A 26,895-nucleotide genomic window follows, 5' to 3' on the forward strand; every position below is an offset into this window, starting at 1 on the left:
GCTTCTCCAAAGCTGGATTAAGATTGCTGTTACTTTTCCCAAATTGCTCAATGACAATCTAAAAAAAGAGAACCGCGCTCAAATATGCCGTTCGCTTTGCCAATTCAGAATCCCCAAAGGAAAACCAAATGTAAGAAAAGGAAGGAACATACTCAAGTTAGGGAGAGATTCAGTTGCGCTAGCTCCTTGACTGTTATAAATACCTGCATAACAGAGTAGAAAAAACAAAAAGTTTTTTTGATTGGGTCTTTTTGAATACCCAATAATTCTGCGGCCTTGTCCCTAACAAGGTGCCCGTACCCAGGGCGAGGGTTTTTGCCCGAAAGTATAGGAATCGAACCTACAAATAATCGGCGATACACCGATCGCTCTACCAAATGAGCTAACTTTCATGGTGAAATAGTTGAAAGTACTGGGCGGTATACGCTATTACCAGAGGTTAGCGTACCAGTCGGGTATACAGAACCCAAACTACAGCTTGGTGACTTTGTTACTATTCCGGTTCAAATCTAGCACAGGTAAAAAGTTAAAAGGGTGAATTTCATTCGCGCTGGCTATTATTGGCTGAGGTACACCTAAAATGAGTCTTTTCTAGCTAAATAAGCAGCTTTAAGTTCGGGCTTTGGTGCAGAAATAATTCTTTCTCCACCTGTCTTTTTTGAAATTTTGAAAGGGAGGTAATGTGTAGTTAGGGATGTACTAGTTGTTAAAAAGCGCAGTTTTTCTAAGCTTATCCCCATTGCCAAGGCTATTTCTTCGGCAGTATTATATTCAGCTAAACCATGCGATCGCAAAAGTGCTAAATTATCAGTTCGCAACTTTTCTAGATTACTTTCAGTCGCTAATGAGGTAGTGCTGAGATTTTTGCCGTACATAATACAAAATATTTTTTTACTCTGCAAGTGCAAGTGTTTACAGTTTAGGTGTGGGCAAAAGCTTCTCCAAAGCTGGATTAAGATTGCTGTTACTTTTCCCAAACCGCTCAATAACAATCTAGAAAAAGAACCGCGCTCAAATATACCATTCAATTTACCAATCTAGAATCCCCGAAGGAAAACTAGATGTAGAAAACGAAGGGACATACTCAAGTTAGGGAAAAATGCAGTTGCGCTTACTCCTTGACTGTGGCTACCGAACATCACCCTTACGAGTGATGACCGACAGCAGAACACTGCACCGCAGAGTTGAGAAAATGAGGGGTCTCGAATCTGTTAAGATTCGTACCATATTGGCTACCTTGGAAGGGTATTGTCTTTTAACCCGGACAGGGTTTTGGTTGAAAGTATAGGAATCGAACCTACAACACATCGATTTACAGTCGATTGCTCTACCAACTGAGCTAACTTCCTTTGGTGTTTGATACAGGAGTCGAACCTGTGACGTATCGATGTTACAGTCGATCGCTCTGCCAACTGAGCTAATCAAACGATGGTATAGTTTAAAGCCCTCGGCGGTATACGCTTATGCAAAAGCTTGGCGCACCAGTTAGGCGTATAGAACCTAAACTATAGCTTTGTAACTTTATTACTATCCCGCTTCAAATCTAGCACAGGAAAAACGCTGTAATCTATTCTTTAGGAATCCCTAGATGTTCTCTCAAATCAACGTAAGGTGTTCTATTGCTTTTACTCAGGGGTTGGTGCCAAGCTAGGAGATTATTTAGCGCTTGCACACCATCTTCATTGGGTTTGAGGGTCAATATCAAGTTTTCACAGCGTCCACTAACTTGATTTGCGGTGCAAACCACATTTTGTCCATTCATTTTGCCGACAGTAATAAACTTCAGTTCTCTGTTGCGGCGGTAAGTTTCCAAACGGTGGCTTACGTCTTGACAGCGCGTTAGTTTATTGTAGCCAGCGTCTCTGAAGTAATTGGAAGTCCAGCGAATCCAAGGCTCAGAAACACCTCTAAAATTTGTGTACACCGTTACGGGTTTGTTTCCTGATGTGTCACAATAAAATCCTCGCCTACTTTCGGCTTGACTTGGCTGATTGATGGTTGCAGTCGCGCCGAGAGCGATCGCACCTGCAACCAAAACATTTGTCACTGATGCTAATTTCATGACTATCTCTCAAATCTTCAGTAAAAAGTTTTTATTTACCTTGCATTTCACACTCTCCCTACTAAAAATAGAGAGAGAATATAACAGCAAATGGTAAAAGAAGCACTGCACTAGCAAGAATTTGTTTGATATTCATGACTAAATTTCCTTTAGTAAATTGTATGATTAAAGTTCTGGAAACCTTAATCTGGTTGATGTCTTATGTTTATAAGAATATGATTTCAAACAGCTATAGACTAGGGATAAAAGTAACTAGTTAAATTATGACTTAAGTAATATCTTATGTCTGAGTTTATCAATGTTATATACTCGTAAAGCTTTCTCTGTCACCTTCTCATGATGGTTGTCATAATCTTAAAAAAGCCGAATGCTCCATTTAAAACACCTGCTGTTTTCACTCCAGCCATCATCGCTCCCATAATGCCGAGTGAAAGTGTATCGACTCCGGTCAGGTATAGATTTTTAATTGGTGTTCTAGCCCCGATCCAGGATTGATCGAGGCGTTCAGGAATACAGGGAATGCCGAAGATAGCACCGCGATCGCTAGCATCAAAGTGTTCCACCGTCAGTGGAGTCGAGAGTTCGGTATACTCAATCAAATCCTGAAAGCCAGGATAGTGGCGCTCCACTAACTGAATCAGGGATTGGGTAATTTGGGCTTTGAGTTCAGTGTAATCCGCGCCTCGCCGTCGCCAGGATTGTTCTCGCCACTGCGAAAAGAAATCATAGTCAACGTAGGCAATGATTTCTGCCGTATGCCCCTCAGCTAATGGATCTTTCAGCGATGGAAACGAGAGATAGCAGAATTTAGGTAAATTATCAGCAGAGATGGGTGGATCTTGGAAAATTGCATCGTGGTTATAGGTCGTGTAAATCCAATGGTTCTCACCCTGAAACCCTAGTTGCTGTGGACTATCTTTTAACCCTAAATATACCGTCACCATACTGCTACTTTTTGGAAACGCTTGAATTTTCTGGCGCTCTGCCAGCGCGTAGTTGGGTGGAATCAGCTTCACATAAGTATTGAAGGCTCCGGCATCAGATACCACAATAGGTGCAAAGTACGTTTCCAGGTCTGCCTTGGTATGTGCTGTATCTTGGGCTTTCACTCCCACTGCCACCCCGGATTCCAACAAGATTTCTGTGACTCGGCGTTGGGTGATGACGACACCACCCCCCTGTTCAATCACGGGAATAATGGCTTGGGCGATCGCCTTTGCCCCACCCACAGGATACCAGCCGCCCTTAAAATAATGGGTAACAATCGCACCATGAATCCCAAAGCAACTTTGGGATGGCGGTAAGCCATAATTTCCCCACTGGGAAGCCAGTAATGCTTTGAGTTGGGCATCTTGAAAATGTCTGTTCAAATAATGCTGGGTCGTTTGTCTAGCAATAGCCCCAAAATGACGAACAAACCGCCTGAGTAGAGGATGCAGCAATACCGGAAATAGCTCCAACATTGAATGCGCCCCAAACCAAAATGCCGCTTTCTGGACATCCTTAAAGTACCGTCGAATAGCTGTCTGCTCGCGAGGAAAGCGCTGGATTAGATCGGACTGAAAGCGATTGGGGTCAGAATAAACCTCAAAGGTGAAGTTCGGGTAGACAAATTTTTCAAACGGATCGGGCATCTTGTGCCAATTCAAATTGCCATTGGTGAGATAGTCAAACACAGCTTTGCCAGTGCCTCCATCTCCCATATTTCCAACATAGTGCAGCCCCACATCCCAAAGAAATTTTCCCTTGCGCTCAAAGGTATGGGTGAATCCTCCAGGGGTGAAATGCTGTTCTAACACTAAAACGCTTTTGTGATAAAGCTTAGATAGGAGCGCGGCAACCGTCAACCCACCAATTCCAGAGCCAATTACAATTGCATCAAACTGCTGCTGTCGAGTTGTTGTTAGCATAGTTGCTCTCACAAAGAATTCTCACAAAGAATGTAGATGTTGTCGCTGTCAACTTCAAGTGAGTTACATTTTGTCAAAACAAATTAAATGCTTTTCCCCTGAGGATCTGAGTCTGTTTATAGAGAGCAAATCAAATAGGATTGATACACTAAGAAAAACGAAAACGCTAGCACTTATTTATAATGGTTTTTAACTAAATATCGTCTGAATTAAGTCGCAACATATCACGCATAAAAATTACCAGTCTTGGATAGGTTCGATGAAATTCTTTTTCGTTATTGAACTGGTGACTTTCATAAAAGACATTGTTACTAGTAGATATTTCTAAAATATCCATCTCACAAGCTCCTGACTCCCAAACTGTTACTCTACCAAGATGTAATGAACTTTCAAAATCAAGACGCATAGCTGAATTATCACTAGGTTCACAGTAAGTCAGTGTATATTTCAGCCTATAAACAGCGAAACGCGATCTTAATCCTGATTGAAATCTGTCAAAACCTCGTTTTAAAATTAGCTGCGTGAGTGGATTTAGATGCATTCCCGATATTGAAAGCAGAAGTATTATTAATTCTACCCTTCTCACGATTCATCTTTATGGCTCAATCTGGGAAAGCCAAACCAGTCATAGGGTCACGGATATACAGCCCTAACGTGAGACTACGGATTGCTTCATCCCAAACGGGTATTAGTTGTTCTGCTTGATCTGCCCAATAATCAAATGTAATTAAGCATTGAACATTCGACCCCAAACCAATGCAAGTCCGCGAAAAAGCTTCCCGTGGTTCTTCTTGAGTGTCAATGAACTTCATCTCTGTCCAGACAATTCTGGCAGTTTGACGCTTAACGGTAATAATTTCTCCTCTCTCAATGACGTTGCGGCTGTCGTCTTCCAGGATTTTCTTCAATGTGGATTTTAGCGGAAACTGGCTCCAGTCGTTGGGTGGGAGGCGATTAAAAGATACTTCCAGACAGCAATCATCGTTGGGCGGTTTTTTATCCATGAACTTGAAGGATTTCTCTTGTGGCTCAAACACCCAATTTTGGGGTACATTGAAGCGAACAGCGCCTCGATCTGCGACAAAAATTTTATAACCTGATGGAGATTCCCAGCGATGATCGGGTTTTAGTTCAAGGGTTTCTTTTATCCACTGAAGATTGCTTTTTTTACGCTTTGCCATAGTGTTTCTGGATTTTCTGCTGAAGAGGGCGTCACCAATAGCGTAGCGTAAAGCCTCTGGCATAGCTCTCTTTGAGACGCTACGCGTAGCTTGCTTCTCCGTAGGAGTATGCTTAAAGCGACACAGGAGGGTAACAGCCCATCGTAGACATTGCCCTTTTTGTATATGTTATCAAATTGCTAGTATTTTGAATAACTCTTATATTAAATAAATAAAATTAAATAAAATTTTTGGGATTCTATTATATAAAAGAATCCAAGGTAACTGTGACATTGTGATTAAAGTTTCAGCTTTTAACATTAAAATCTTAGCCGCAGTGTTCATGGTTATGGATCATGTGTGCTATTTGCTAATGCCAGAGTTAAGAATCTTGCACTTAGTTGGGCGATTCAGTTTTCCCCTGTTTGCATGGCTTCTGGTTAAAGGCGAAAAACACACCCAAAATGCATACCGCTATGGGAGGAGACTATTAATTACAGCAATAATATCTCAGCCTATTTATAGTATTGTTTTCCAGAGTTTAGCACTTAATATTCTCTTTACGCTTCTTCTGGGACTTGTGATGTTGCGCTTAGTAAGGCGTTATTCGCAATTATGGCAGCAATTAATAATTATCGGCTTGTGTGCAGTAGTTGCCGAGGGCTTGGGCGTTGAATATAGAGTATATGGGATTGGAGTAATTTTTTTAATGTCCCTAATAGAAAAACTAAAGCCTAATGTATGGTTGCTTTACTGGTGCTTCTTTCACTTTATTTTAGTAACTCTATTTATAAGTGATAGAGTGCAATATTGGGCTATTATTGCAGGATTCATTGTTTTTCAATTCAATGGAAAACAAGGTTCACGAGCTAGATGGTTTTATGTGTTTTACCCGGCTCATTTAATTATTTTAGGTATAATCAATCATTTAATCCGGTTTAGGTAAGATTTCTATATCTATCTCTGTCAGACATCTCAACGAGGTAACAAAAATTCTCTGTATAGATGATGGTATAGATTTTTTATAAAAATCTTAAGCATATCACAAAACTTTTCTGCAAGAGGTCTATTTTATCTGCCCCAACGCAGTGTTAGGTGACGTTGTTGGGCTTTGCCTCTTCAATATTAAAATTAACCAACCATTTCAGCTTTGTCTCATCACCATTTAGATATGCTCTGATAACTTCTGCAACTTGAGAAACACGAGTTAAAGGTGTAACGTAATCAAAAACATTTGCCATGACACGAAGAGTTTCTCTTGTCCAAGCTCCTTCTACAACCACAATACCCAGAAGTTTTTTATTTCTTCCCTTCCAATTAATTGCAGAAAACATTTTGTCTTTAGCATATAGTGAAGCATGGCGCGAAGAACTTTTTCTCACTTCAATAAAAGCAAGTGGATTCTTAGCATCTGGTATTACAAAGTCAGCACGGAAATCATAAATAACTCCCCTAAGGCTTTCATATTCTGATTCACGCATAAAAGGTACTTGTAAATCAGATAATGCATCAGCAACTATATTTTCTAGTAGGACTTTTCCTACTAAATCGCGCACTATTCCTTCTAAAGTAGGTTCAACAGATTGCAAAAGTCTTTCTTTTGAGAAAGGTCGAATTTTTAAGTTGCGGCTAATACGCTCTGCTATTTTGTTTGCAACAATTTTAGATATTTTTTTGTCAGAAGCATTACCAACTTCCCGCTTTAGTTCTGATTTGCTTCTAAATCCTGCTAGCTGTTGAAATAACGGTAGTAATCCTGGGTTAGATGACAAATACTCTGGCGGTAAAAATTTGAGTTCATCAGTCTCTTTAAATAAATTATCCACCAAAGAGTTAGCAAAAAAACGCATTTTTTCATAAACTCCTGCTGTAATTGCTGATTCTGTATCAAAATTTACCGCTAACATCCGTTCCGCCTCACGTTTAATTTCTTCTGAGGTTGAAGTCTCTGGATCTAACTCCAATGAAAGCCCATGTATAACAACTATACGACTATTACGAGAAGTCAAATCAAGATTTTGAATATTTGAAAACCCATTAGACTGTTTGCTAAGACCGAGATAAACTTCAATACAGTCTTCCATAGCATCAAATGCTATTTTGTACAGAGTAGTAGATTCTGTGATATCAATCTCGCTATTTTGAGAAAACTCAAGGTCTTCTTCCATAAATCCAATACTCTCCTATGGGTGTACCTGCACCTTCACGTTTTGATTGAATCCAACGACTTCCTCTATTTCTCAAAAGCTTTATTTCCGTTTTTTCAAAACCTATTTCTTGAAGCAAAGATAGAGTAAGCTGCCCAGTGGGAATATGTATACCATAAAGATAAGCATCACCAACAATAATATGAATTTCAGCGTTTGATTTTAGTAGTCTAAAACATTCAGACCAAACTTTTTTAATCTCGGCAAAATACGGAAAAATGAGAGAATAATATTCTTTTTTTCCTGCTCTCTGATTTTTCATAATTTTTAGCTCATTAATAATTGGGCTGACAGATTCTATAAACTTATTACTTAATTGTTGAGCATAAAGTTCATGATTATTTTTAATTTCTCTGGGAATAGTTGTTGTATTTGGTATCAGTATACTTCTTACTATATTTGTAATCTCTCGCCAAGATGAAGCGTATCCCCAAAAATACAACTCCATTCGGCTCATTTCTGCATAATCAAAATTGTTAAGATATGGTGGAGAAGTAATACATAGAGATGCTATAGAAGAAGTCTTTTGATATAAATTATGAGCAGAACCTTTAATAATCTCATAGTTGATATCTTGTTTTTTGATGACTAAGTTCAAGTCTGTAAGTATTTGTGACTCAACACGTAGCAAAGCATCTTGGAATGAATTTGATTTTTTTTTGGTTGTAGGTGCTTTGTAAATACCATCAGTTTGAGATTTACTAGTTAGTTCAAGAATGATAGAGACTACCAATTTATAAAAAAGCTTATTATCTGAAGTAATTTCTGATTCTTTTAGTCTTGCATTCACAAGAATTTTAAGTTCGGTTTCTGGAACTAGTTTTCGTAGAAATGTTAAAGCATCAACTGAATAAATATCTGTTAATTCTCCTTTATAAGGAGCAAGTTGATGTAAAATAGAGAAAACTTCATCAGGGTTAATAGCACCAAGTGCAGCTTGACATTTTGCTGTTGCAAGGTCGGCAAAGTAAGGATTAGCTTCACAGGCAATGCAACTGAAACCATCAAGTAAACTCTGGACTGGTGTAGTTCCTAAACCACCGAAAGGATCTAAAATTGTATCTCCCGAAGATAAACCTGCTTCTCGGATACATGCTGAGACAAACTCAGGTGAATATCCAGCTATGAAATTTACCCACCTATGAATAGGATGACGTGAGCTTGTAAGATTCGTTGGTGCAAGAGCCGGATCTATGGAATCAGTAAAAAGAGAAAGCTGCATTACGTGATTTTAATTTTCGGAATTTAGGTCTATTGATTATCTGGCAAATAACTCTGACAGCGTAACATAATTTGTTGATTGTCCGGCGCTCGTAAATGAAATAAATTTTTCTTTAAGAAAGCTGGTATCCAATTCTTTAAAATTAATAAGAGCTGGCAAGTGTGTTGTCCACAGTGCAGCGCATTAAAACTTGTAAGTAAACAGTTTAGACAATCTCTCTGTATGGATATTTGGATTGTAGCAGGGCTATTATCTTCGAGGACACTTCATCGGATGCAGCCTTAATCTATGACTGTCAACATCATAGCTCGATCTAAACTTGACAGCAAAAGATTGAGCTAGAGTAATCCTATAATTAAACAGCGATCGCACCACCATCACAACGATCGAAACTAGTCATCACAGCCCAAAAATATAGATAAAGTCAAATTTAATAAGCAAAATGGCATTTGACTTACTCAAAAGCAGCTTTTGCTTTCTCATTTTAGTGTTTTCCGCAAGCAAAATGGCATTTGACTTACTCAAAAGCAGCTTTTGCTTTCTCATTTTGGTGTTTTCCGCAAGCAAAAGCAGCTTTTACTTACTCATTTTGGTGTTTTCCGCAAGCAAAAGCAACTTTTACTTTCTCAAACCCCAGTTTGCTTTCTCATTTCAGTATTTCGCGCATTCATGACAAATATCGCGCTTGTAGCAAAAACCATTGCAGATTTGCCAGAATTCTCTCAGGCTGAATTATACGTAAGCCTTTTAAGGTAAAGAATATTAACCGTACTTTATTAAAAGGTGTAGATCGTGGCTCGGAGAAAAAGAACTTCTCTAGTGCTAGAAAAAGCAGTGCGTCGTGCGGCTAGCATCAACTCAATCGATCCAAGTTTAGATTTAGGCAATGGACTTACTTTACCTGCCTTTTCTACTCTAATCGAAACGATGCGAACTAAAGAAAATGCATATAATAGTGCCCTTTCCAGCTTGGATAAATTGTATCGTGAAATGCTGGAAACAGAAGGCGAATTGGCAGATATGACAGAACACATGCTAATGGCAGTGGGGACTCGATACGGCAAAAGCAGTGTGGAGTACGGGATGGCGGGAGGAGTTCCTAAAAATCAGCGTCGTCAGAGACTACGAGGCGAGTCACCAACTCCCAGTAATGAGCAATCGTCATTCGTTGCCAGTGTGGAGAGCAAGAATGGAAACAAACCAGCAACGACAACTTAGGATGTGGGTTATTACTCAAAATTCCGAATTAGGTTTGGGGAAAAGGTTAAAGGGGAAGGGGAAAAGGTTTTTTCCCTTTTCTCCTTCCCCAAAACCTGACAAGTATTAGAGACTTCCAAATAAAAAAATATACAACTATTTATTGTGGGGTGGGCGTCTCGCCCGCCCTATGGACTGGGACGAAAAGCCGATCCAGTCCATAATATTGGATAATTTATTTCTTGGAGTTCCCTTAGTTGTAACCGAACTCTGAGATGCGATCGCACCTCAAATTTTCCATCAGGTACACTTTTATAAAGACTCGATCCGTTCTACGCCACCCCATATTTCAAAGAATCGTTGAGTTTCAGCTTCTATTTCGGAAATTGTTTTTGGCTGTCCATTCCCAGAACCTGGAAAAACAATATAAACGATATCCTTGGGAATTCCTCGCTTGACTCTTGATTGTACTAATGGATCGTTTCCAACAGCCTGAGACAAAGCTATTGAACCCTCTCCAATCTGGTTTTTAGGGCCAACATCAGCATAAATTGCAAAAGCGAGTTTTTTGTTGTTAGTGTTGTAAACAACTGCAAAATCTCCTAATTTAACGCCTGTAGCTTTTCTAAAACCATCATTTCCTGGAAGAACAATATACGGAATCTTTGTTGAATCAACATAGCGACGTGGATCTTGTTTAGCAAATCCAGAGTCGCATAATGCAGTTGTAGAAATATAGTATCCAGGATATGGATCGGTACTGCCTTGAATAAATGGATTGCCGTTTTTATCTACAGCTAGTGCCCACCAGTTATCTGAATACCCAGCATTTGCCAAAAAATCAATCCCTTTATCTGCGGGGTGATAAGCATTAGGCGCACCATCAGCATTAATGCTCATCCCTGCTTCATAGAAAAATGCAGATTCTCCATTCGCCTGGAGAATAGGAATTTCACCAATTTTCAGAACGGTCTTAATAGAAAATTTTGTGACTGGACTCAGGAATTTTTGAGCGACAAAACCTTCTAAAGTTTTTCCTTCAATAATAGTTGCAACCTTCCACCACTTTTCATTATCAGAATTTTGAATTTTAGATACAATATATCCTTTTGAAAGAGATGCTAATTGATTAGCTTCATCAACAATCGGTGCTGAACGTATATTCAAACTATCTGAGATTACTTGAAATTGCTGCATAAATTACTCCAAATTTAAAAGTTGAACTCCTCAAAATACATTGAAAAAATCAAATTTTGTGCTGATGTGATTGCTAATATCTAGAATTAAACTCTGATTTTCCTGCTTTGAAGCAAGGCAAATACACGAAAAATAACTTCTGCAACGCACCCTAAATCTAAATGTCACTTACTAAATCGCTGGATTTAGATCCCCAACTGCTTGCAGACCCCAAAGGGTAGAAGTTGGGAATCTGGGCAGCAATTTTTGCCTAAGAAAGTACCATTCCACCCTAAAGCCGACTTTGACTGGACAAAAAAATTTCAACAAATGTGAGTATGCGAACATCTTGGGAACTATAGAAGCAAATCAAATCAGCACAACTTTCAGCTTCCAGCAATGAAAACTCCCTATCTCGGCAAAGCTAAGGCGTTCCCATTACAGATTGTTCTTATTGTTCCCTTCCTGATCCAAATTTTTGCAGCAGTCAGCTTAGTAGGTTATTTGTCTTTTAAAAATGGGCAAAGAGCAGTTAACGACCTAGCCGAACAGTTGATAAATCGCACCAGCGATGTAGTGGATGAACACCTCAAGTCTTATCTTTCCATTCCACAAACCCTTAATCAGATCAACGCAGATGCTATTCACAGGGGACTATTGGATGTGGACGATCGCCAAACCCTTGGCAAGTATTTCTGGGATCAGATGCAGGCTTATGACCTAACTTATATTGGTATTGGACTAACAACGGGTGAGGGGCTGGGAGTCGCTCGTTATGATGGCAAAACTATTACCATTGATGATTGGACTGCCAAGCTTTCCAATAATACTTTCACTTATGCCACAGACGATCGAGGTAATCGAACTCAAATAAATACCCGATGGACTTGGAACAATTTTACTGAATCTTGGTATACCCAACCCATCGCCGCTGGTAAACCTATTTGGGCAAAGATTGTAGCTGGAAATTATCCCACTGGCCCCTACATTGCCGCCTCTGCTAGTCGTCCGATTTATGATTCGCAAAATCGCTTATTAGGAATGATTGCAACAGACATTCACCTACTAAAACTCAGCGATTTTTTACGCAGTTTGAATATTAGTCAGTCTGGGCGAGTGTTCCTTTTGGAGCGGGATGGCACATTAATTGCCAGTTCCGGTACAGAGAAGCCTTTTGTCGTGGTCAATCAACAGACCCGGCGCTTGCACTCGATCGATAGTTCTGACCCAATCATCCAGAACGTTGGCAAACATTTCCAAACTTCTGGGTTTGGGTCTATTACCCAAGACACAGATTTTCAAATTGAGATGGAAGGAAAACGGCATTTTGTCCATGTTTTACCTTGGCGTGACAAATATGGTTTGAATTGGCTGATGGTAGTGAGTGTGCCAGAAAACACATTTATGTCCCAAATTAACGCCAACACGCGCACCACGATCGCTCTTTGTTTTGGCGCATTAGTTGTTGCTTCTGTGATGGGCGTGTTTACCTCCCATTGGATTGTCCGCCCGATTCTGCGCTTGAGTTGGGCAAGTGAGGCAATGGCGTTTGGTAATTTCAATCAGACATTAAAAACTAGTTCCATTCAAGAACTTAATACCCTATCTAACTCTTTCAACCAGATGGCAGGGCAATTGCATGAATCCTTTACTGCTTTAGAGAAAAGCAAAGAAGAACTAGAAGAACGGGTAGAAGAACGCACCACTGAACTTAAAAATGCATTGGGAGAATTGCAGCGTACTCAATCTCAAGTTGTTCAAAGTGAAAAAATGTCTAGTTTGGGACAACTAGTTGCTGGAATTGCACACGAAATTAATAATCCGGTTAACTTTATTCATGGCAACCTCGCCCATGTGCAGGAATATACTCAGGATTTATTAGCACTGATGCAGTTGTATCAGCAATATAATCCCTACCCTGCTGCTGAAATTCAAACCGTTGCTGAAGACATCGATCTAGAGTTCTTGCAGTCAGACTTGCCAAAAATGTTGTCTTCAATGAGAGTAGGCACCGATCGCATTCGCCAAATTGTACTGTCGCTGCGGAATTTCTCTCGCATCGATGAAGCAGAATTTAAACGGGTCAATATTCATGAAGGCATCGACAGTACTTTGATGATTTTGCAGCACCGCCTCAAAGCTAAACCAGAACAACCTGAAATTCAGGTGATTAAAGACTATGGCACTGTACCCCTAGTAGAATGCTATGCCGGACAACTCAATCAGGTATTTATGAATATTTTAGTAAATGCGATTGATGCGTTAGAAGAAAATAATACTAAACTTACCTATGAGGAAATTAAGGAAAATCCCAGTCAAATTAAAATTCGCACATCGGTAGTTAATTCAACGTGGTTAGAAGTGGCGATCGCTGATAACGGAGTTGGTATTTCTCAAGAATTTCAGCAACGAATATTCGATCCCTTTTTCACCACTAAACCCGTTGGCAAAGGAACCGGAATGGGTATGTCCATCAGCTACCAAATTGTCACAGAAAAACATAACGGTAAACTGGAGTGTTTCTCAACTCCTGGAAAAGGAACCGAGTTTATCATTCAGATTCCTCTGCGGCTAAAGAATGGTTGAACTATGAATTATGGCTGAGGCATGGGGGCACAGGAAGATGTAGAGAGTTTTGAATTATACAGCAGATTTCAAGTTGAGGAAGGGTGTATTTCATTGACTTGTAAACTGCTGTAAGTAACAATACCTTTGCTAATTTACGAAGCTTGAGCAATGATTTGCTGTTTAGGGCGATCGCGATTTTTGATAATACACCAACCACTCTTGTCACTTCGCTGCTATAGATATTGTTCGCTCAAAGGATATCGGAGAATTTATCTATTATAAAGTTTTTTTGTTGGTTAGAGAATATACTATAAAGTTTTTTTGTTGGTTAGAGAATATACAAGTTTTGGGCGCGAACAGATTATACAGTTGAACAGATAGTTAAAGTCAGTAGTTCTGTTTGTTAAAAAATCTATGCACATACATCAGGTGATTGAAACCTACGATCGGGGATCGATGGATTATGACGCAATTATGAAGCGTTACTGGCACATTGAGCGCGAACCCTTAATTGCCTCCTTGCAGCTCAAACCAGGACAAACCATATTGGATGCTGCGGTAGTAACTGGCCTTAATCTTCCAGCCTATCCTGAAGGTGTAAGTGTCGTTGGTGTCGATCTTTCTGAGAAGATGATGGATGAAGCACGTAAAAAGCGCGTATCCGCAGACATCACCTTTAAGGTATCGGATCTCTGCAATCTGGATTTTCCTGATAATAGTTTTGATGCAGCAGCATCGGGATTTACCCTCTGTGTCGTTAGCGATCCAGTCCGCGCCCTTGCAGAGATTCTGCGAGTTACTAAGCCTGGTGCCTTAATTGCCATTCTCGATTACTGCAAATCACAAGATCCAGAGATTCAGAAATGGCAAGAGTTGATATTTGATTCAGCTTCACAGCTAGGCTTCCCGACTGGCAAGATCAAGTGGGATGCATTGATGGATTATGACAAATTGATTTACAACAGCAAGCTTACCATTGAAGTGCTTGCAGACGATCGCATAGAAAATCCAAACCCGTTTTTATGTGGTTGTCAATTACTGCTGAAAAACTCAAAAGCTTAAAGACAACAGTATCGCACTCTTGTCCAATGAGTGCGATCGCAGTATGTGCGTTATTACTCAAAATTTTGGCAAATTGAAATAAAAGCGATGCTACAAAATTAAGAAGATTTTGGAAACCAAGCTTAATAATTAAGAAGTTATAGCATCCTTAATTTAATAATCATTCTGGATTCTGACTTCTGATTCCTGAATTCTTACATTTCACAAGTGATTTTGAAACAGTTCTAAAACATGTTGCCAAGCATCAGGAGCCGCTTCAGGATTATAACTTGGGTGTTGTTCCATAAATGGGTACTTGTCTTTGAAGAATCCGGCGAAGAAACCGTGTCCGGCATCGTATCGAAATACACGATGATTAATGTGATGTTTCTTTAATTCTGCTTCAATTTGCTCGTTTTCTTCCTGGGAAACTAATGTATCTCTTGTACCAAAAAATGCATAAATAGTACCTTTAATTTCCGAGGTACGATTAACGGTTGGAGTGTCTTCACCATAACTAGCAGTGGTAATCCCGCCACCATAAAACGAAGCTGTGGCTTTGATATCCGGTAAAGTTGCAGCCATATAAGCAACATGACCGCCAAAACAGAAACCAATCACACCGATCGCATCATCTTTGACATTGGGTAAAGTTTTGAGATAAGTAATGGTAGCTTGAATATCACTGAATATCTCTTGATATTTTACTTGTTGATAATATTCCAACCCCAGCCGATAGGCTTCTGGACTAAATCCAACATCTTCAGCGCTAAAATCAGCCTCAAAACCCGGAGCAATACGTTGATACATTGCCGGAGCGATCGCTACATAACCTTGTTTGGCGATTAATTCGGTGATATCTCGAATATTACTGTTGATACCAAAAATTTCTGGAAAAACTATAACCGCGCCAAAGATTCCATTTTGTGCTGGTTGAGCTAAATAAGCATCGATTTTTAAGTCATTGTTAGGAACTTTGACATGGGAAGTGTGAATTTCGACGTTTGTTGTTTCTAGCATCTTTGTTTCGGCTACTTTTATACTAACTCATTTATTTTGACTGTTTTTTGGTACCAATGGGCGATGTCTACAACAAGCAAAAACACTAGGAGTATTGCTCTACTCAATAGATTTCTTGGCATTTGTGGGGTAAAGGGTAAAGGGGAAAGGGTAAAGGATGGAATTTTCTCAAACCCAGTAACCTTTCACATGCACCCCAACGTCAAGGCAAAAGTTACAAATGCCAAGATATCTAATAGATATGATGTTTTCAGAAATTAAATATGTGCCCTCCAAAACCTTTGTTGGGGCGTAGTCCTGCTACCTGTATCCATGCAAATCAGATGAATTTCTAACTTTTGAATAGATGGCATCTCAAACTTCTGGATGATACTAAGGGTTTTTGATTTGTGCGACCTTACATAAGGTAAGCATAAAGACTCAAAATTAATAACCAGAAGAAAAAACAATGCCAGATCAAAGTTTTAGAACAGATATTCCAGAAGTTGACCCAACGGAGATTGAAGATAATCGAACTGCGATCGCCGACGAACATCACTCATTTCTTGAAAAAGTTATGGTTCAAAGCGGATTTGCAGATTTGTATGATGCAAGAGACTTTACCGAAGTTGTGTATCGCGTTATGCGTGACTTAATGACTACAGACACAATCGATCGCGTCGAGTCAGAACTGCATACAGAGGCTGTGTCCACAGATGAAAAAGCACTCCAGTTAGAAGTGGCTGAACTCTGGAAAGACACCAATCCAATTGTGAGATTTATAAGTAAAATCCGTCAACCTTTAAAAGGCCCGGCTCCTATTGGAATTGATTCCAAACTATTTCTAACGCGGGTTGCTAATGAAGGAGGGGTTCCAGGATCGGTCAACGCAGAACAGGCAGTTAAAGCGGTGTTTTCTGCTACCAAAGACGAACTTTCCCCAGAGCGGATTCAGGAAGTTGCTGGCGCGCTCCCTGATGATGTACGTCAGCTTTGGGAACAGGCTTAATTAGAAAGGTGAAAAAGTCAAGTCTGTTTGCGAGTAGCGATCGCAAACAGACTTTTTCAATAGGTTTAGCCTACAGCAAATGTATACTGCCGTACATGAGGTGCATGATATGCTATGACAATATCCTGCTTAGGCACTCCCTCCCTCACAAGTTGATCTGCGATGTCTACGACGGGCTACGCCTACGCATCCTCCGTTCCGTCATGCTGCACCCAAATCTTCCCATCCTTAATATCTATATGCAGCACACAGCCATAAATCCGGGTACTATTATCTTTCCATCCCACATGCACAAGCTGATAGTGGTCTTTTGTAGTATCAAAAATGGTTTGACTTTCTACTGGATCGCTCTTAGAACGCAACTTTGCTCGCGCCGTCAATAATTTCTGAATTAGTTCACGATACAAATTTAGCTTATCCATTCTGCAATCTTCTGTTTTTCTGTGTCATACACTAAAAGGGGAATTTTGTTACAGACAATGACCGTTTGAATAAATTTGCAGAACCTGAAAGCGATCGCGCAGTCTTTTGTAGAAAAAAGAATATATAGACTGCAAGATCGTATCACCTCACAAGTAAATCTGTGAGAAAATAATATTTTTATCTTATAGCCAGTGCAATGCCTCCGGCGGCCTACGACTTATGATTTTTACCAATTATGCCTTATAGTCAGTTTACAACTATCAGTAAAGTTAAAGAAGCTTTCGGGTTAAAAACGCAGGAAGGTGGGCGATTTATTCCTGCCACTGAACCAATTGAAGTATCTGCTACACTGACGGCATATCTTGAAGAAAGTCTGCCACTTGCTTCTTCAGCAAGTGAAAAAGCGCGTTCAGAAGGAATTATTTACCCAGTATTATTAGAAGTTAGACGAATATTAAATCGCCAAATTAGCTTATTCTCTGGAGAAGATTTTACAGTTGATGAAGCAGTTGGACTTAATGGAATGTGTGATTTTCTTTTAAGTCGTTCGCCGGAAGTTCTAGAAATTGAAGCACCTGCAATTGTAATTTTGGAAGCAAAAAAAGCTGATTTAAGAACAGGGTTTGGACAATGTATTGCAGAAATGGTTGCAGCACAAAGATTCAACGCCGCAAAAAATCGTCCAATTGCTGTAATCTATGGTTCTATTAGCAGTGGTACACAATGGCGATTCCTGAAGCTGGAGGATAATCTTGTCACTATCGATTTGACGGATTATCCCCTTCCACCTGTGGAACAAATTCTCGGATTTTTAGTTTGGATGGTTCAAAATAGTTGATAGATGCGTGGGCATCGCATTGCAGTACGATATCACCTCAGAAGCAAATCTGTGACAAAATAATATTGTTATTTTATCGCTAATGCGATGCCTGCCGGCGGGCTACGCCAACGCTTACAATCTATGATTTCTACTATCTCGCGCCGCTACAGCTTAGATGAATATCGGGCGATCGCAGAAAAAGCCGAAGGACGCAGCGAATATCGAGATAGAGAAATTGTACCCATACCTGGAGGAACGCTCAAACACAGCCGCATCGGTGGAAACATTTTGATCTATTGTTACCTCTGTGTTCCGCGATACTCAATTCGGGCCAATTAACAGCAATTTACGCCTGGGATTCCCGAACATCGACGCGGAGTATACCCAGAAGTAATGGTTTTTGACGGCGAACCGCAACTAAATGCAGAAGGTTTAGATGAAGTATTGAATCCCATTTTGATTGTTGAAGTTCTATCACCTTCCACCGCAGATTACGATCGCCAAAGTAAATTTCGGATGTATCGATCAATTCCAAGTTTTAGCGAATATTTATTAGTCGAGCAAGATGAACCTTTTGTGGAACGCTATAGTAAACAACCAGAAGGTTGGTTGCTCAGTGATTTTAGCAGCTTAGAGGTATCTATTTCTTTAGATTCAGTTGCGATTGCATTATCGATGGCAGAAATTTATCGCAGCCTTATTTTTGAGTAAATCAGCTTTGTGACGATGTATGCTTTGGGAGGGGTGCATAGGCGTTGCCTGTCGTAGACATCATATAACTATTAATCTAAACGTGAGACTAATCCTTTCCCCAACTTCTGGAGCTTTCAAAATTGCATGGAGCCACTGCTCTTGAATTTCATTTGACATATAAAGAAGTGAGCCATTAGGCAATGGGTAGCTAAACTCTATGTCTTTTTTATGTTTATGACGATACACAATTGAACGCACAGATCCTAATGAAACAATTGCCACACCCGTCCCTTCAGCAAGCTCTTGACTAGAGTCAGAGTGAAAACCCATAGAAGAGTTGCCATTCGGATAATAGTTTAGCAAGCAATTATTAGGAAAAAAACCAAGAATCCTATGTATTTCTGTGCAAACTTGCTCTATCTGGCTAGGCATAGAGGTTTGTTTATAAGAAATTTGAGAATAATTATATGAGACACCGAAACTTGCAGTCTTGCGAGATTTCATACGCTCATCCCAAGAAACAGACTCTTTTAGGTGCTGAAATAAAGCATCGGCTGAGTGGATAAAATCCGATTTGAGATAAATAGCAGGTGCGTCCATAATCAAGGAGTTAACTATATTATTACATTGTGCATAATTATTTTATATAACATTTATATTTTAGACTCTTTCATTCATACATAACTATTCCCAATCATCGTATTTCAAGCCATCAATACGGCTAAATTCACGGGTGTTGTGGGTAACAAGAGTAAGGTCATTTGCTAAAGCGATGCCTACGGCTGGCTACGCCTACGCAGCAATTAACAAATCATTTGCCCAATTGGAGTTCCCAAAGCATTGAGACGAGCGCGAATCTTTCCAGCTATTTTTGCAGCTTGACGATCGAGTGGTAAATCAACAAATTCAGTAAATAAATCTTCTAGATGAGTGAGATTTCTATTAACGTTTGCGCTTTTGTAAGCTCCGTAATATAGTTCACTATAAACAACCGTACAAATATAAATTTCCCTAGAAGCAATTAATAAAGTTTTTTGGGCTACAGGTGAATTTAGTGAATTCAAAATTTGGATACATGCATTTGTATCTAGGAGATAGGCCATTGAATCTCCTCCCTCTCCTCAAAGGGAAGTTGTTCTGGACGTTCAAGCGGATCGCCTTCCCAACTACCTATTACTTCTTCAACAAACTTACGAGAGTATCCTAGTTCTTCCGGCGTTTTGTTTGGAGACTGTGAGGATTTTTGTATGACAGGTTGAAAGACAATCACTACATCTAATTCTTGGTTAGCAATTTCAGGCGGAAGCTGGATTTGCAGAATTCCATCATCACCTATATATGTTCTAATTTTAATGCTTTCCATAATTGGCCTCCTAGCTTATTATATTATCATTATTTGGGCAAGTTTAACTTTGTTTATAAACCATTTCCATTCTCAACTTTTCAATTTCCAATCTTAACTTGTCATTCTCCATCCTTAACTTAGCATTCTCCTCTCTAATTAACTCAACTTCATTCCTCTTATTCAACGCCTGATTAATCGCTAACTTCCGCATATCTAGCGAAAACCAACGCTGATAAGTTTGGGTGTGAACTTGCACACTATGCCCCAAATTATCTGCCGCCGCTTTAATTGGTATTCCCAAAATATGCGCCCGAATTGCCCAAGCATGACGTAAATCATAGGGTTTAAAATCCAATCCTATTTTGCGAAACCACCAACTAACTCGCTGTGTTAACGCCGTTATTTCAGCATGATTAGTGTTATCTTTTTTAGCGATCGCACTCCTCAACATCTCCAAATACTTCGGACTTCTCAAATCAAAATCCTCAATCCATCGCCTATGTAATGGTAATGCTTCTCTCTCACCAGTCTTACAATCCTGATGAACTTTCCATGTTAAATCTACATTTTCTTGACTCAACCACCAATCAAGATCGGGATTAATAAAAAGTTCCCTTGGACGTAAACCAAAAACTGCTAACATTCCATACGTCCATCGCCAAAGCTGCCAACTATCTTGAACATTTTGATTAACTTGATTGCCTCTACTATTGAGATAATCTTCAAATTTGAGAATTCCCTCAGTTATTTCTGCATCGGTTGGTATATTGCGGGAATTATTGTTAGGCATTTTGGAATATTTAGATAAATCAATTTCGATATTGAATGTCACACAAAATGCAGCGATCGCTCTCACTGCATTATATTTCGCCCATTCTTTATCAATTTGCTCAATTGAACCGATCAGATTTTCCGCAGTTGCCAAATCTTGAGGATTGGTAAATCTCTTGGTACGGGAAAAGTAATAAAAAAAAGTATGTTCGCTTTTAGTTGTGCGTTTGTGAGTTTTAAAATACTCTTCTTCAAATTTTTCAAGTAATTTCTCTATAGTTTGAAAATCTTTTTTAATTGCTTCATTACCTAAATATTTATCATTCCATTCAAAAGTTTTACGAGCGATTAATTTCCCTAACTCATAAGCTTCTTCCTCAGCCGTCTTGAGTCCATCCAAGTTAGCGGGAATATTTAAACTGAGATTGTATTGCTTTCTGCCAGTACCGTTGCTGTCTTTGTCTCCTGGTTTAATTGGCAACGTCGCCCGTAATTGCAGACTTCCATTCGATTCTCTAATTGTTACCTTTGCTTTTGCAGACTTCAAACGCAGATTAACTTTCTCTAATTCCAGTAGTACTTTTGCTCTGATCATGCGCTCTTTGTTTCTGTGATTGCAGAGATGAACACAAACACCGGGCGGTGTTGCATATTTGCGAGATGATTTTGCTGGTTTTGTGGGATGGGCCGAAAAGCCCGTCCCTTGTATTTCCAGGCGGGCAGGATGCCCACCCTACAAGAATCATCACTTAATTCAGCAACGCCTTGGCTCAGGACAACATTTAGATGATGCGTGAGTCCTGAACCTGATTATGCATCGCTGTGTTTTTAGCCTATATTTAGGCTAAAAATAAATGTGTTCTCAGAAAACAATGTTTAGCAGAGACATTGCTTACTGCAAACATTAGACAGTAGAAAAAAATTAAACCACAAAAAGGATTACTCCGGCCCTTATCACGGTTATGACGGCTTCGCCATCTTCGCACGCGATATGGACTTGGCACTCAACAGCCCAACTTGGTCATTAATTGGCGCTCCTTGGAATGAAAAAGCTCAGGCTAAGAAGGCTGAAGCTAAGGCTAAGGCTGCCGTCTAGGCAAATGGGAGAGAGCGATAAGTAAGGATAACCTGGGGCTTAAAACCCCAGGGGGGAGTTGGGAATCCAAAATTCAAAATTGAAAGATTAAAATTTCTTTTGATTTTTGCATTTTGAATTTTGAATCATATTCTCACTCCCTTGTAGAGACGCGATTAATTGCCTCTCTCCCACTTCCACCTCGATTAGTAAAGAATTCAGTAAGCTTGGAGATCCAGAAATGCCTCAGAATCCAGAAAAAATTCAAGACCACGTCGAGTTATTCCACCAGCCTGAGTACCAACAGCTATTTGAAAACAAAAAGCAGTTTGAAAACGGTCACGAAACCGAAGAAGTACAACGGGTTGCAGAGTGGACAAAGAGTTGGGATTATCGTGAAAAGAATTTCGCTCGTGAAGCTTTAACCGTTAACCCTGCTAAAGGTTGTCAACCACTAGGAGCAATCTTTGCTGCTGTTGGTTTTGAAGGTACTCTACCTTTCGTTCAAGGTTCTCAAGGTTGCGTTGCTTACTTCCGCACCCACTTAACCCGTCACTACAAAGAACCATTCTCTGGTGTATCTTCTTCAATGACTGAAGATGCAGCCGTGTTTGGTGGTCTGCAAAACATGATTGACGGCTTGGCGAACTCTTACCAACTCTACAAGCCCAAGATGATCGCTGTCTGCACCACCTGTATGGCAGAAGTAATTGGTGATGACTTACAAGCCTTCATCAACAACGCTAAACAAGCTGGTTCAGTTCCTCAAGATTTCCCAGTACCTTACGCTCACACCCCAAGCTTTGTCGGTTCCCACATCACTGGTTACGACAACATGATGAAGGGAATTCTTTCTAACTTGACCGCAGGTCATAAGAAAGAAACCAGCAATGGTAAAATCAACTTCATCCCAGGTTTTGACACCTATGTAGGTAACAACCGCGAAATCAAGCGGATTGCTTCGCTGTTCGGCTTTGACTACACAATTCTAGCTGATAACAGCGACTACTTGGATTCACCTAACACAGGTGAGTTCGATATGTACCCAGGTGGTACAAAGTTAGAAGATGCAGCAGATTCAATCAATGCAAAAGCAACGATCGCTCTGCAAGCACACTCTACCCCCAAAACCCGCGAGTACATTGAAAAAGAGTGGAACCAACCAACTTCAGTTTCCCGTCCTTGGGGCATTAAGGGTACTGATGAGTTCTTGATGAAACTCAGCGAATTGAGCGGTATCCCCATTCCCGAACAATTGGAAATTGAACGCGGTCAGGCAGTTGATGCCATGACTGACTCTCACGCATGGATTCACGGTAAGCGCTTCGCTATCTACGGCGAACCAGATTTAGTATACAGCGTAGTTGGCTTTATGCTAGAAATGGGTGCTGAACCTGTGCATATCTTGGTTCACAACAGCAACGAAGTATTTGAAGCAGAAATCAAAGAATTGCTTGCTTCTAGCCCCTTCGGTCAACATGCAACTGTTTGGCCTGGTAAGGATTTGTGGCACATGCGTTCATTGTTGTTCACCGAACCAGTAGACTTCTTAGTTGGTAACACCTACGGTAAGTACCTGTGGCGCGACACCAAGATTCCCCTCGTGAGAATCGGCTACCCCATCATGGATCGCCACCACTTACACCGCTACGCCACCATTGGTTATCAAGGTGTGATCAACCTCCTCAACTGGACTGTAAATACCCTGTTTGAAGAAATCGATCGCAACACCAACATTCCTTCTAAGACAGATATTTCCTACGACTTGATTCGTTAGAAATTGCGTAGAAACACAACGTGTTAATTAAAGGGTAAAGAAGGGGAATAGGGAATAGGGAATAGGCTTGCCGTGACTTGTACTGAGCGCAGTCGAAGTAGCGTAGCCGAACGGGAATAGGGAAATATCCAAACCCAATGCCCGATGCCCAATCCCCCATCCCCAACTTTCCTTTTTCTTGATAGCATTTACCCAAGGGATTTATAAATGGAAACCATCAATCGCACTCACGAACATACTCACACTCATCCTCATCCTAATTACCATCCACCTAATCAGAAAAAACGAGGATGGTTCAACAATCTTCTGAATCCGTTGCGTGGTGTAGTGGATGGAATTCAGGTTAAAAATAATCGCTTCGCTCATCTAATTTGTCAAACAATTCCTTGTTGTTGTCCCTTTGAGCGACAAATTAAATTATTTGGAAAGTGTATTGATATCCCACCACTATGTAAACTCAATCCTTTATATGACGAATTTGTAGGATTGCGTTTCCGCGCTCTATCTTACCTGACCGATGTCTGTGGAGAGGATGTCACAAAATACATTTGTTAGTCATTAGTCATTGGTCATTGGTCATTGGTCATTAGTCATTAGTCATTGGTAGAGACGCGATTATACTCTGCGAGAAGCCGCTCTTCGAGCGTCTACGCGTCTGTACAATAGTCGATTCAAATGACAAAGGACAATTAACAATTAAGAGAAGAGAGATGAAAAGCACCCAAGGCAAAATCAACGAGCTGCTGACTGAGACAGGATGCGAGCATAATCAGCACAAACAATCCGAAAAGAAAAACAAGTCATGCGCTCAACAGGCACAACCTGGCGCGGCTCAAGGGGGCTGTGCCTTTGATGGTGCAATGATTGCTTTAGTGCCGATCGCAGATGCAGCGCATCTAGTCCACGGGCCGATCGCCTGTGCTGGTAATTCCTGGGGCAGTCGTGGTAGTCTGTCGTCTGGCCCTCAACTCTACAAAATGGGCTTTACGACTGACTTGGGTGAAAATGATGTCATCTTCGGTGGCGAAAAGAAACTCTACAAAGCAATTTTGGAACTTCACGAGCGCTACCAACCAGCAGCAGTATTCGTCTATGCCACTTGCGTTACAGCCTTAATTGGCGATGATATGGATGCTGTCTGCAAAGCGGCGGCTGAGAAAATTGGTATTCCTGTTGTTCCCGTCATTGCTCCAGGATTCATTGGCAGTAAAAATCTGGGCAACCGTTTTGGCGGTGAATCTTTATTAGAATATGTTGTCGGCACAGCAGAACCGGAACATACAACGCCCTATGATATTAACTTAATCGGTGAATACAATATCGCCGGGGAAATGTGGGGAGTAACACCACTGCTAGAAAAATTAGGCATCCGTATTTTGTCTAAAATTACGGGCGATGCTCGCTACAATGAAATTCGCTACGCCCACCGCGCCAAGCTCAACGTCATGATCTGCTCGCGAGCGCTGCTCAATATGGCGAGAAAGATGGAGGAGCGTTACAACATCCCTTACATTGAAGAGTCTTTCTACGGCATCGATGATATGAATCGCTGTCTGCGAAACATCGCCGCTAAATTAGGCGATCGCGATTTACAAGAGCGGACAGAAAAGCTGATTGCAGAAGAAACGGCTGCTTTAGATTTGGCACTGGCTCCCTATCGCGCTCGACTCAAAGGTAAGCGGGTTGTTTTGTATACTGGTGGTGTTAAGAGTTGGTCGATTATTTCGGCGGCTAGAGACTTAGGCATTGAAGTTGTTGCTACCAGTACTCGGAAAAGTACTGAAGAAGATAAAGCCAAAATCAAGAAGTTGATTGGCAACGATGGCATCATGCTAGAGAAAGGCAACGCTCAAGAATTGCTACAACTGGTTAAAAACACCAAAGCAGATATGCTGATTGCTGGTGGACGTAACCAATACACCGCTTTGAAAGCTAGAATTCCTTTCCTTGATATCAACCAAGAACGCCACCATCCTTATGCAGGTTATGTGGGAATGATTGAGATGGCGCGGGAACTGTACGAAGCTCTGTATAGCCCGATTTGGGAACAAATACGCAAACCCGCTCCTTGGGAAGAAGAGGAGGAAGTTTAAATGGCGATCGTTACCGCTTCTAACAAAGCACTGACAGTTAATCCCCTCAAGCAAAGTCAAGCTTTGGGCGCAACCTTAGCCTTTTTGGGATTGAAAGGGACGATGCCCTTATTCCACGGTTCTCAAGGTTGTACTGCTTTCGCCAAAGTTGTCCTAGTGCGACATTTCCGGGAAGCGATTCCCTTAGCTACGACAGCAATGACGGAAGTCACGACCATTTTGGGTGGTGAAGAAAATGTGGAGCAAGCAATTCTGACTCTGGTAGAAAAGGCTAACCCAGAAATTATTGGTTTATGTAGTACTGGGTTAACGGAAACTAGAGGCGATGATATTGAAGGTTTTCTGAAGGAAATCCGCGATCGCCATCCCGAATTGAATAATTTAGCGATCGTTTTTGCACCTACCCCAGATTTTAAAGGTGCGTTGCAAGATGGTTTTGCCGTCGCTGTGGAAAGCATAGTTAAGGAAATCCCCCGCGCAGGTGGACTCAGAACTGAACAAGTCACAATTTTGGCGGGTTCTGCTTTCACACCTGGGGATGTACAGGAAATCAAAGAGATAGTCACCTCCTTTGGATTAGTGCCGATCTTTGTACCTGACCTTGGCGCTTCTCTAGATGGACATTTAGAGGATAATTATAGTGCGGTTACAGTCAGTGGAACTACCTTAAAACAGCTACGAGAAGTGGGTAGTTCTGCTTTCACCTTGGCATTGGGTGAAAGTATGCGGGGTGCTGCCAAGATTCTCGAAGAACGCTTTGGCACACCTTACGAAGTGTTTGGCGAACTGACTGGATTAGAACCAGTAGATGAATTTATCCAAGCATTGGCGATTCTGAGCGGTAATAGCGTACCCGAAAAATACCGCCGCCAACGTCGTCAGTTGCAAGATGCGATGCTGGATACTCACTTTTACTTCGGTGCAAAACGAGTTTCCTTAGCACTGGAACCAGATTTGTTGTGGTCAACAGTGCATTTCTTGCAATCGATGGGAGCGCAAATTCATGCAGTGGTGACAACCACGCGATCGCCTCTCTTAGAAAAACTCCCGGTTAAAAGCATCACCATCGGCGACTTGGAAGACTTTGAGAGTCTAGCAGGCGGTTCTGATTTGCTGATTGGTAACTCAAATGTGGGTACGATCGCAAAACGCCTTTCGATTCCTCTTTATCGTTTAGGATTGCCCATTTATGACCGCTTAGGTAATGGTCAATTTACCAAAGTTGGCTATCGAGGCACAATGGAACTTTTGTTTGGCATCGGCAACCTGTTTTTAGAGGCAGAAGAAGCGAGAGTTAAGCAGTTCCAAGAATTCGGAACTGTCAGCGCAGAGTTTTGAATTCACACT

At 40.8% G+C, this 26,895-nt stretch carries 22 protein-coding genes, 3 tRNA genes and 4 pseudogenes; 12 read left to right on the forward strand and 17 right to left on the reverse strand.

What is annotated here, in order from left to right; all coding sequences use genetic code 11:
- Positions 1 to 319: 319 nt before the first annotated feature.
- From NSTC731_RS07890 to NSTC731_RS07925, 8 genes are all read right to left on the reverse strand, one after another.
- Positions 320 to 392 (reverse strand) — tRNA-Ile (locus tag NSTC731_RS07890).
- A gap of 183 nt (positions 393 to 575) precedes the next feature.
- On the reverse strand, positions 576 to 875 hold the full coding sequence (locus NSTC731_RS07895) for a hypothetical protein (protein WP_445630328.1): 300 nt from the start codon (positions 873 to 875) through the stop codon (positions 576 to 578).
- A 398-nt stretch (positions 876 to 1,273) separates the two neighbouring features.
- Positions 1,274 to 1,349, reverse strand: a tRNA-Tyr gene (locus NSTC731_RS07900).
- 1 nt (position 1,350) lies between these two features.
- Positions 1,351 to 1,427: transfer RNA gene (locus tag NSTC731_RS07905), tRNA-Tyr, on the reverse strand.
- 140 nt (positions 1,428 to 1,567) lie between these two features.
- Positions 1,568 to 2,062 (reverse strand): COP23 domain-containing protein, encoded by a 495-nt coding sequence (locus tag NSTC731_RS07910; protein ID WP_445630329.1) that lies wholly within the window; start codon positions 2,060 to 2,062, stop codon positions 1,568 to 1,570.
- Between the two features lie 326 nt (positions 2,063 to 2,388).
- Complete coding sequence (locus tag NSTC731_RS07915; protein ID WP_445630330.1) at positions 2,389 to 3,972, reverse strand: phytoene desaturase family protein; 1,584 nt, start codon at positions 3,970 to 3,972, stop codon at positions 2,389 to 2,391.
- Between the two features lie 193 nt (positions 3,973 to 4,165).
- Positions 4,166 to 4,513 carry an immunity protein TriTu family protein gene (locus tag NSTC731_RS07920; protein ID WP_445630331.1) on the reverse strand — a complete coding sequence of 116 codons (348 nt, stop codon included), beginning with the start codon at positions 4,511 to 4,513 and terminating at the stop codon, positions 4,166 to 4,168.
- Positions 4,514 to 4,574: 61 nt separating this feature from the next.
- The gene (locus tag NSTC731_RS07925; RefSeq protein ID WP_445630332.1) at positions 4,575 to 5,153 is read right to left on the reverse strand and encodes a hypothetical protein; all 579 of its coding nucleotides are present in this window, start codon (positions 5,151 to 5,153) and stop codon (positions 4,575 to 4,577) included.
- A gap of 274 nt (positions 5,154 to 5,427) precedes the next feature.
- On the opposite strand from NSTC731_RS07925, the gene NSTC731_RS07930 reads away from it, so the two are divergent.
- Positions 5,428 to 6,078 (forward strand): TraX family protein, encoded by a 651-nt coding sequence (locus NSTC731_RS07930; protein ID WP_445630333.1) that lies wholly within the window; start codon positions 5,428 to 5,430, stop codon positions 6,076 to 6,078.
- A 145-nt stretch (positions 6,079 to 6,223) separates the two neighbouring features.
- Here the strand turns inward: NSTC731_RS07930 and NSTC731_RS07935 are convergent, their stop codons facing one another.
- Entirely contained in the window at positions 6,224 to 7,300 is a 1,077-nt protein-coding gene (locus NSTC731_RS07935) for a hypothetical protein (protein WP_445630334.1), read from the reverse strand.
- Positions 7,284 to 8,561, reverse strand: a complete 1,278-nt coding sequence (locus NSTC731_RS07940; RefSeq protein ID WP_445630335.1) for a hypothetical protein — start codon at positions 8,559 to 8,561, stop codon at positions 7,284 to 7,286. Before NSTC731_RS07940 ends, NSTC731_RS07935 begins: the two co-directional genes overlap by 17 nt.
- A gap of 792 nt (positions 8,562 to 9,353) precedes the next feature.
- On the opposite strand from NSTC731_RS07940, the gene NSTC731_RS07945 reads away from it, so the two are divergent.
- Entirely contained in the window at positions 9,354 to 9,779 is a 426-nt protein-coding gene (locus tag NSTC731_RS07945) for a hypothetical protein (RefSeq protein WP_445630336.1), read from the forward strand.
- A 291-nt stretch (positions 9,780 to 10,070) separates the two neighbouring features.
- On the opposite strand, the gene NSTC731_RS07950 is transcribed toward NSTC731_RS07945, so the two are convergent.
- Complete coding sequence (locus NSTC731_RS07950) at positions 10,071 to 10,955, reverse strand: glycoside hydrolase family 75 protein (RefSeq protein ID WP_445630337.1); 885 nt, start codon at positions 10,953 to 10,955, stop codon at positions 10,071 to 10,073.
- 378 nt (positions 10,956 to 11,333) lie between these two features.
- Between NSTC731_RS07950 and NSTC731_RS07955 the strand changes: the two genes are divergently transcribed.
- Together NSTC731_RS07955 and NSTC731_RS07960 are read left to right on the forward strand one after the other, a co-directional pair.
- The gene (locus NSTC731_RS07955; protein WP_445630338.1) at positions 11,334 to 13,520 is read left to right on the forward strand and encodes a sensor histidine kinase; all 2,187 of its coding nucleotides are present in this window, start codon (positions 11,334 to 11,336) and stop codon (positions 13,518 to 13,520) included.
- Positions 13,521 to 13,916: 396 nt separating this feature from the next.
- Positions 13,917 to 14,564 (forward strand): class I SAM-dependent methyltransferase, encoded by a 648-nt coding sequence (locus NSTC731_RS07960; RefSeq protein ID WP_445630339.1) that lies wholly within the window; start codon positions 13,917 to 13,919, stop codon positions 14,562 to 14,564.
- Between the two features lie 201 nt (positions 14,565 to 14,765).
- Here the strand turns inward: NSTC731_RS07960 and NSTC731_RS07965 are convergent, their stop codons facing one another.
- The gene (locus NSTC731_RS07965; RefSeq protein ID WP_445630340.1) at positions 14,766 to 15,563 is read right to left on the reverse strand and encodes a dienelactone hydrolase family protein; all 798 of its coding nucleotides are present in this window, start codon (positions 15,561 to 15,563) and stop codon (positions 14,766 to 14,768) included.
- A gap of 448 nt (positions 15,564 to 16,011) precedes the next feature.
- On the opposite strand from NSTC731_RS07965, the gene NSTC731_RS07970 reads away from it, so the two are divergent.
- The gene (locus tag NSTC731_RS07970) at positions 16,012 to 16,551 is read left to right on the forward strand and encodes a DUF2267 domain-containing protein (protein ID WP_445630341.1); all 540 of its coding nucleotides are present in this window, start codon (positions 16,012 to 16,014) and stop codon (positions 16,549 to 16,551) included.
- 65 nt (positions 16,552 to 16,616) lie between these two features.
- On the opposite strand, the pseudogene NSTC731_RS07975 reads toward NSTC731_RS07970, so the two are convergent.
- Positions 16,617 to 16,973, reverse strand: a pseudogene (locus tag NSTC731_RS07975) (XisI protein).
- 236 nt (positions 16,974 to 17,209) lie between these two features.
- Here NSTC731_RS07975 and NSTC731_RS07980 point away from each other — a divergent pair.
- Entirely contained in the window at positions 17,210 to 17,812 is a 603-nt protein-coding gene (locus NSTC731_RS07980; protein ID WP_445630342.1) for a hypothetical protein, read from the forward strand.
- 123 nt (positions 17,813 to 17,935) lie between these two features.
- Positions 17,936 to 18,505 (forward strand): annotated as a pseudogene (locus tag NSTC731_RS07985) (Uma2 family endonuclease).
- Between the two features lie 60 nt (positions 18,506 to 18,565).
- Here NSTC731_RS07985 and NSTC731_RS07990 read toward each other — a convergent pair.
- From NSTC731_RS07990 to NSTC731_RS08005, 4 genes and pseudogenes are all read right to left on the reverse strand, one after another.
- Positions 18,566 to 19,087 (reverse strand): alpha-ketoglutarate-dependent dioxygenase AlkB, encoded by a 522-nt coding sequence (locus NSTC731_RS07990; protein WP_445630343.1) that lies wholly within the window; start codon positions 19,085 to 19,087, stop codon positions 18,566 to 18,568.
- A 203-nt stretch (positions 19,088 to 19,290) separates the two neighbouring features.
- Positions 19,291 to 19,590, reverse strand: coding sequence for a PIN domain-containing protein (locus tag NSTC731_RS07995; protein WP_445630344.1), 300 nt, complete (start codon positions 19,588 to 19,590; stop codon positions 19,291 to 19,293).
- Positions 19,575 to 19,850, reverse strand: a complete 276-nt coding sequence (locus tag NSTC731_RS08000) for a hypothetical protein (protein WP_445630345.1) — start codon at positions 19,848 to 19,850, stop codon at positions 19,575 to 19,577. Before NSTC731_RS08000 ends, NSTC731_RS07995 begins: the two co-directional genes overlap by 16 nt.
- Before the next feature lie 43 nt (positions 19,851 to 19,893).
- Positions 19,894 to 21,235 (reverse strand): annotated as a pseudogene (locus NSTC731_RS08005) (site-specific integrase).
- 296 nt (positions 21,236 to 21,531) lie between these two features.
- Here NSTC731_RS08005 and NSTC731_RS08010 point away from each other — a divergent pair.
- From NSTC731_RS08010 to nifN, 5 genes and pseudogenes are all read left to right on the forward strand, one after another.
- Positions 21,532 to 21,699 (forward strand): annotated as a pseudogene (locus NSTC731_RS08010) (nitrogenase molybdenum-iron protein alpha chain); the annotation flags it as partial.
- A gap of 220 nt (positions 21,700 to 21,919) precedes the next feature.
- The gene (gene nifK, locus NSTC731_RS08015; RefSeq protein ID WP_445630346.1) at positions 21,920 to 23,455 is read left to right on the forward strand and encodes a nitrogenase molybdenum-iron protein subunit beta; all 1,536 of its coding nucleotides are present in this window, start codon (positions 21,920 to 21,922) and stop codon (positions 23,453 to 23,455) included.
- Positions 23,456 to 23,662: 207 nt separating this feature from the next.
- A complete protein-coding gene (locus NSTC731_RS08020) occupies positions 23,663 to 24,010 on the forward strand; it encodes a Mo-dependent nitrogenase C-terminal domain-containing protein (protein WP_445630347.1) in 348 nt (115 codons plus the stop codon).
- Positions 24,011 to 24,165: 155 nt separating this feature from the next.
- A complete protein-coding gene (nifE, locus tag NSTC731_RS08025; RefSeq protein ID WP_445630348.1) occupies positions 24,166 to 25,548 on the forward strand; it encodes a nitrogenase iron-molybdenum cofactor biosynthesis protein NifE in 1,383 nt (460 codons plus the stop codon).
- The gene (gene nifN, locus NSTC731_RS08030; protein ID WP_445630349.1) at positions 25,549 to 26,886 is read left to right on the forward strand and encodes a nitrogenase iron-molybdenum cofactor biosynthesis protein NifN; all 1,338 of its coding nucleotides are present in this window, start codon (positions 25,549 to 25,551) and stop codon (positions 26,884 to 26,886) included.
- The last annotated feature ends 9 nt before the right edge of the window (positions 26,887 to 26,895 follow it).

Source organism: Nostoc sp. DSM 114167 (assembly GCF_052692655.1).

Excerpts from the sequence above, each read along its gene's own strand:
- NSTC731_RS07895 (WP_445630328.1), bottom strand. The coding sequence starts at position 875 with ATGTACGGCAAAAATCTCAGCACTACCTCATTAGCGACTGAAAGTAAT.
- NSTC731_RS07910 (WP_445630329.1), bottom strand. The coding sequence starts at position 2,062 with ATGAAATTAGCATCAGTGACAAATGTTTTGGTTGCAGGTGCGATCGCT.
- NSTC731_RS07915 (WP_445630330.1), bottom strand. The coding sequence starts at position 3,972 with ATGCTAACAACAACTCGACAGCAGCAGTTTGATGCAATTGTAATTGGC.
- NSTC731_RS07920 (WP_445630331.1), bottom strand. The coding sequence starts at position 4,513 with ATGCATCTAAATCCACTCACGCAGCTAATTTTAAAACGAGGTTTTGAC.
- NSTC731_RS07925 (WP_445630332.1), bottom strand. The coding sequence starts at position 5,153 with ATGGCAAAGCGTAAAAAAAGCAATCTTCAGTGGATAAAAGAAACCCTT.
- NSTC731_RS07935 (WP_445630334.1), bottom strand. The coding sequence starts at position 7,300 with ATGGAAGAAGACCTTGAGTTTTCTCAAAATAGCGAGATTGATATCACA.
- NSTC731_RS07940 (WP_445630335.1), bottom strand. The coding sequence starts at position 8,561 with ATGCAGCTTTCTCTTTTTACTGATTCCATAGATCCGGCTCTTGCACCA.
- NSTC731_RS07950 (WP_445630337.1), bottom strand. The coding sequence starts at position 10,955 with ATGCAGCAATTTCAAGTAATCTCAGATAGTTTGAATATACGTTCAGCA.
- NSTC731_RS07955 (WP_445630338.1), top strand. The coding sequence starts at position 11,334 with ATGAAAACTCCCTATCTCGGCAAAGCTAAGGCGTTCCCATTACAGATT.
- NSTC731_RS07960 (WP_445630339.1), top strand. The coding sequence starts at position 13,917 with ATGCACATACATCAGGTGATTGAAACCTACGATCGGGGATCGATGGAT.
- NSTC731_RS07965 (WP_445630340.1), bottom strand. The coding sequence starts at position 15,563 with ATGCTAGAAACAACAAACGTCGAAATTCACACTTCCCATGTCAAAGTT.
- NSTC731_RS07970 (WP_445630341.1), top strand. The coding sequence starts at position 16,012 with ATGCCAGATCAAAGTTTTAGAACAGATATTCCAGAAGTTGACCCAACG.
- NSTC731_RS07980 (WP_445630342.1), top strand. The coding sequence starts at position 17,210 with ATGCCTTATAGTCAGTTTACAACTATCAGTAAAGTTAAAGAAGCTTTC.
- NSTC731_RS07990 (WP_445630343.1), bottom strand. The coding sequence starts at position 19,087 with ATGGACGCACCTGCTATTTATCTCAAATCGGATTTTATCCACTCAGCC.
- NSTC731_RS07995 (WP_445630344.1), bottom strand. The coding sequence starts at position 19,590 with ATGGCCTATCTCCTAGATACAAATGCATGTATCCAAATTTTGAATTCA.
- NSTC731_RS08000 (WP_445630345.1), bottom strand. The coding sequence starts at position 19,850 with ATGGAAAGCATTAAAATTAGAACATATATAGGTGATGATGGAATTCTG.
- nifK (WP_445630346.1), top strand. The coding sequence starts at position 21,920 with ATGCCTCAGAATCCAGAAAAAATTCAAGACCACGTCGAGTTATTCCAC.
- NSTC731_RS08020 (WP_445630347.1), top strand. The coding sequence starts at position 23,663 with ATGGAAACCATCAATCGCACTCACGAACATACTCACACTCATCCTCAT.
- nifE (WP_445630348.1), top strand. The coding sequence starts at position 24,166 with ATGAAAAGCACCCAAGGCAAAATCAACGAGCTGCTGACTGAGACAGGA.
- nifN (WP_445630349.1), top strand. The coding sequence starts at position 25,549 with ATGGCGATCGTTACCGCTTCTAACAAAGCACTGACAGTTAATCCCCTC.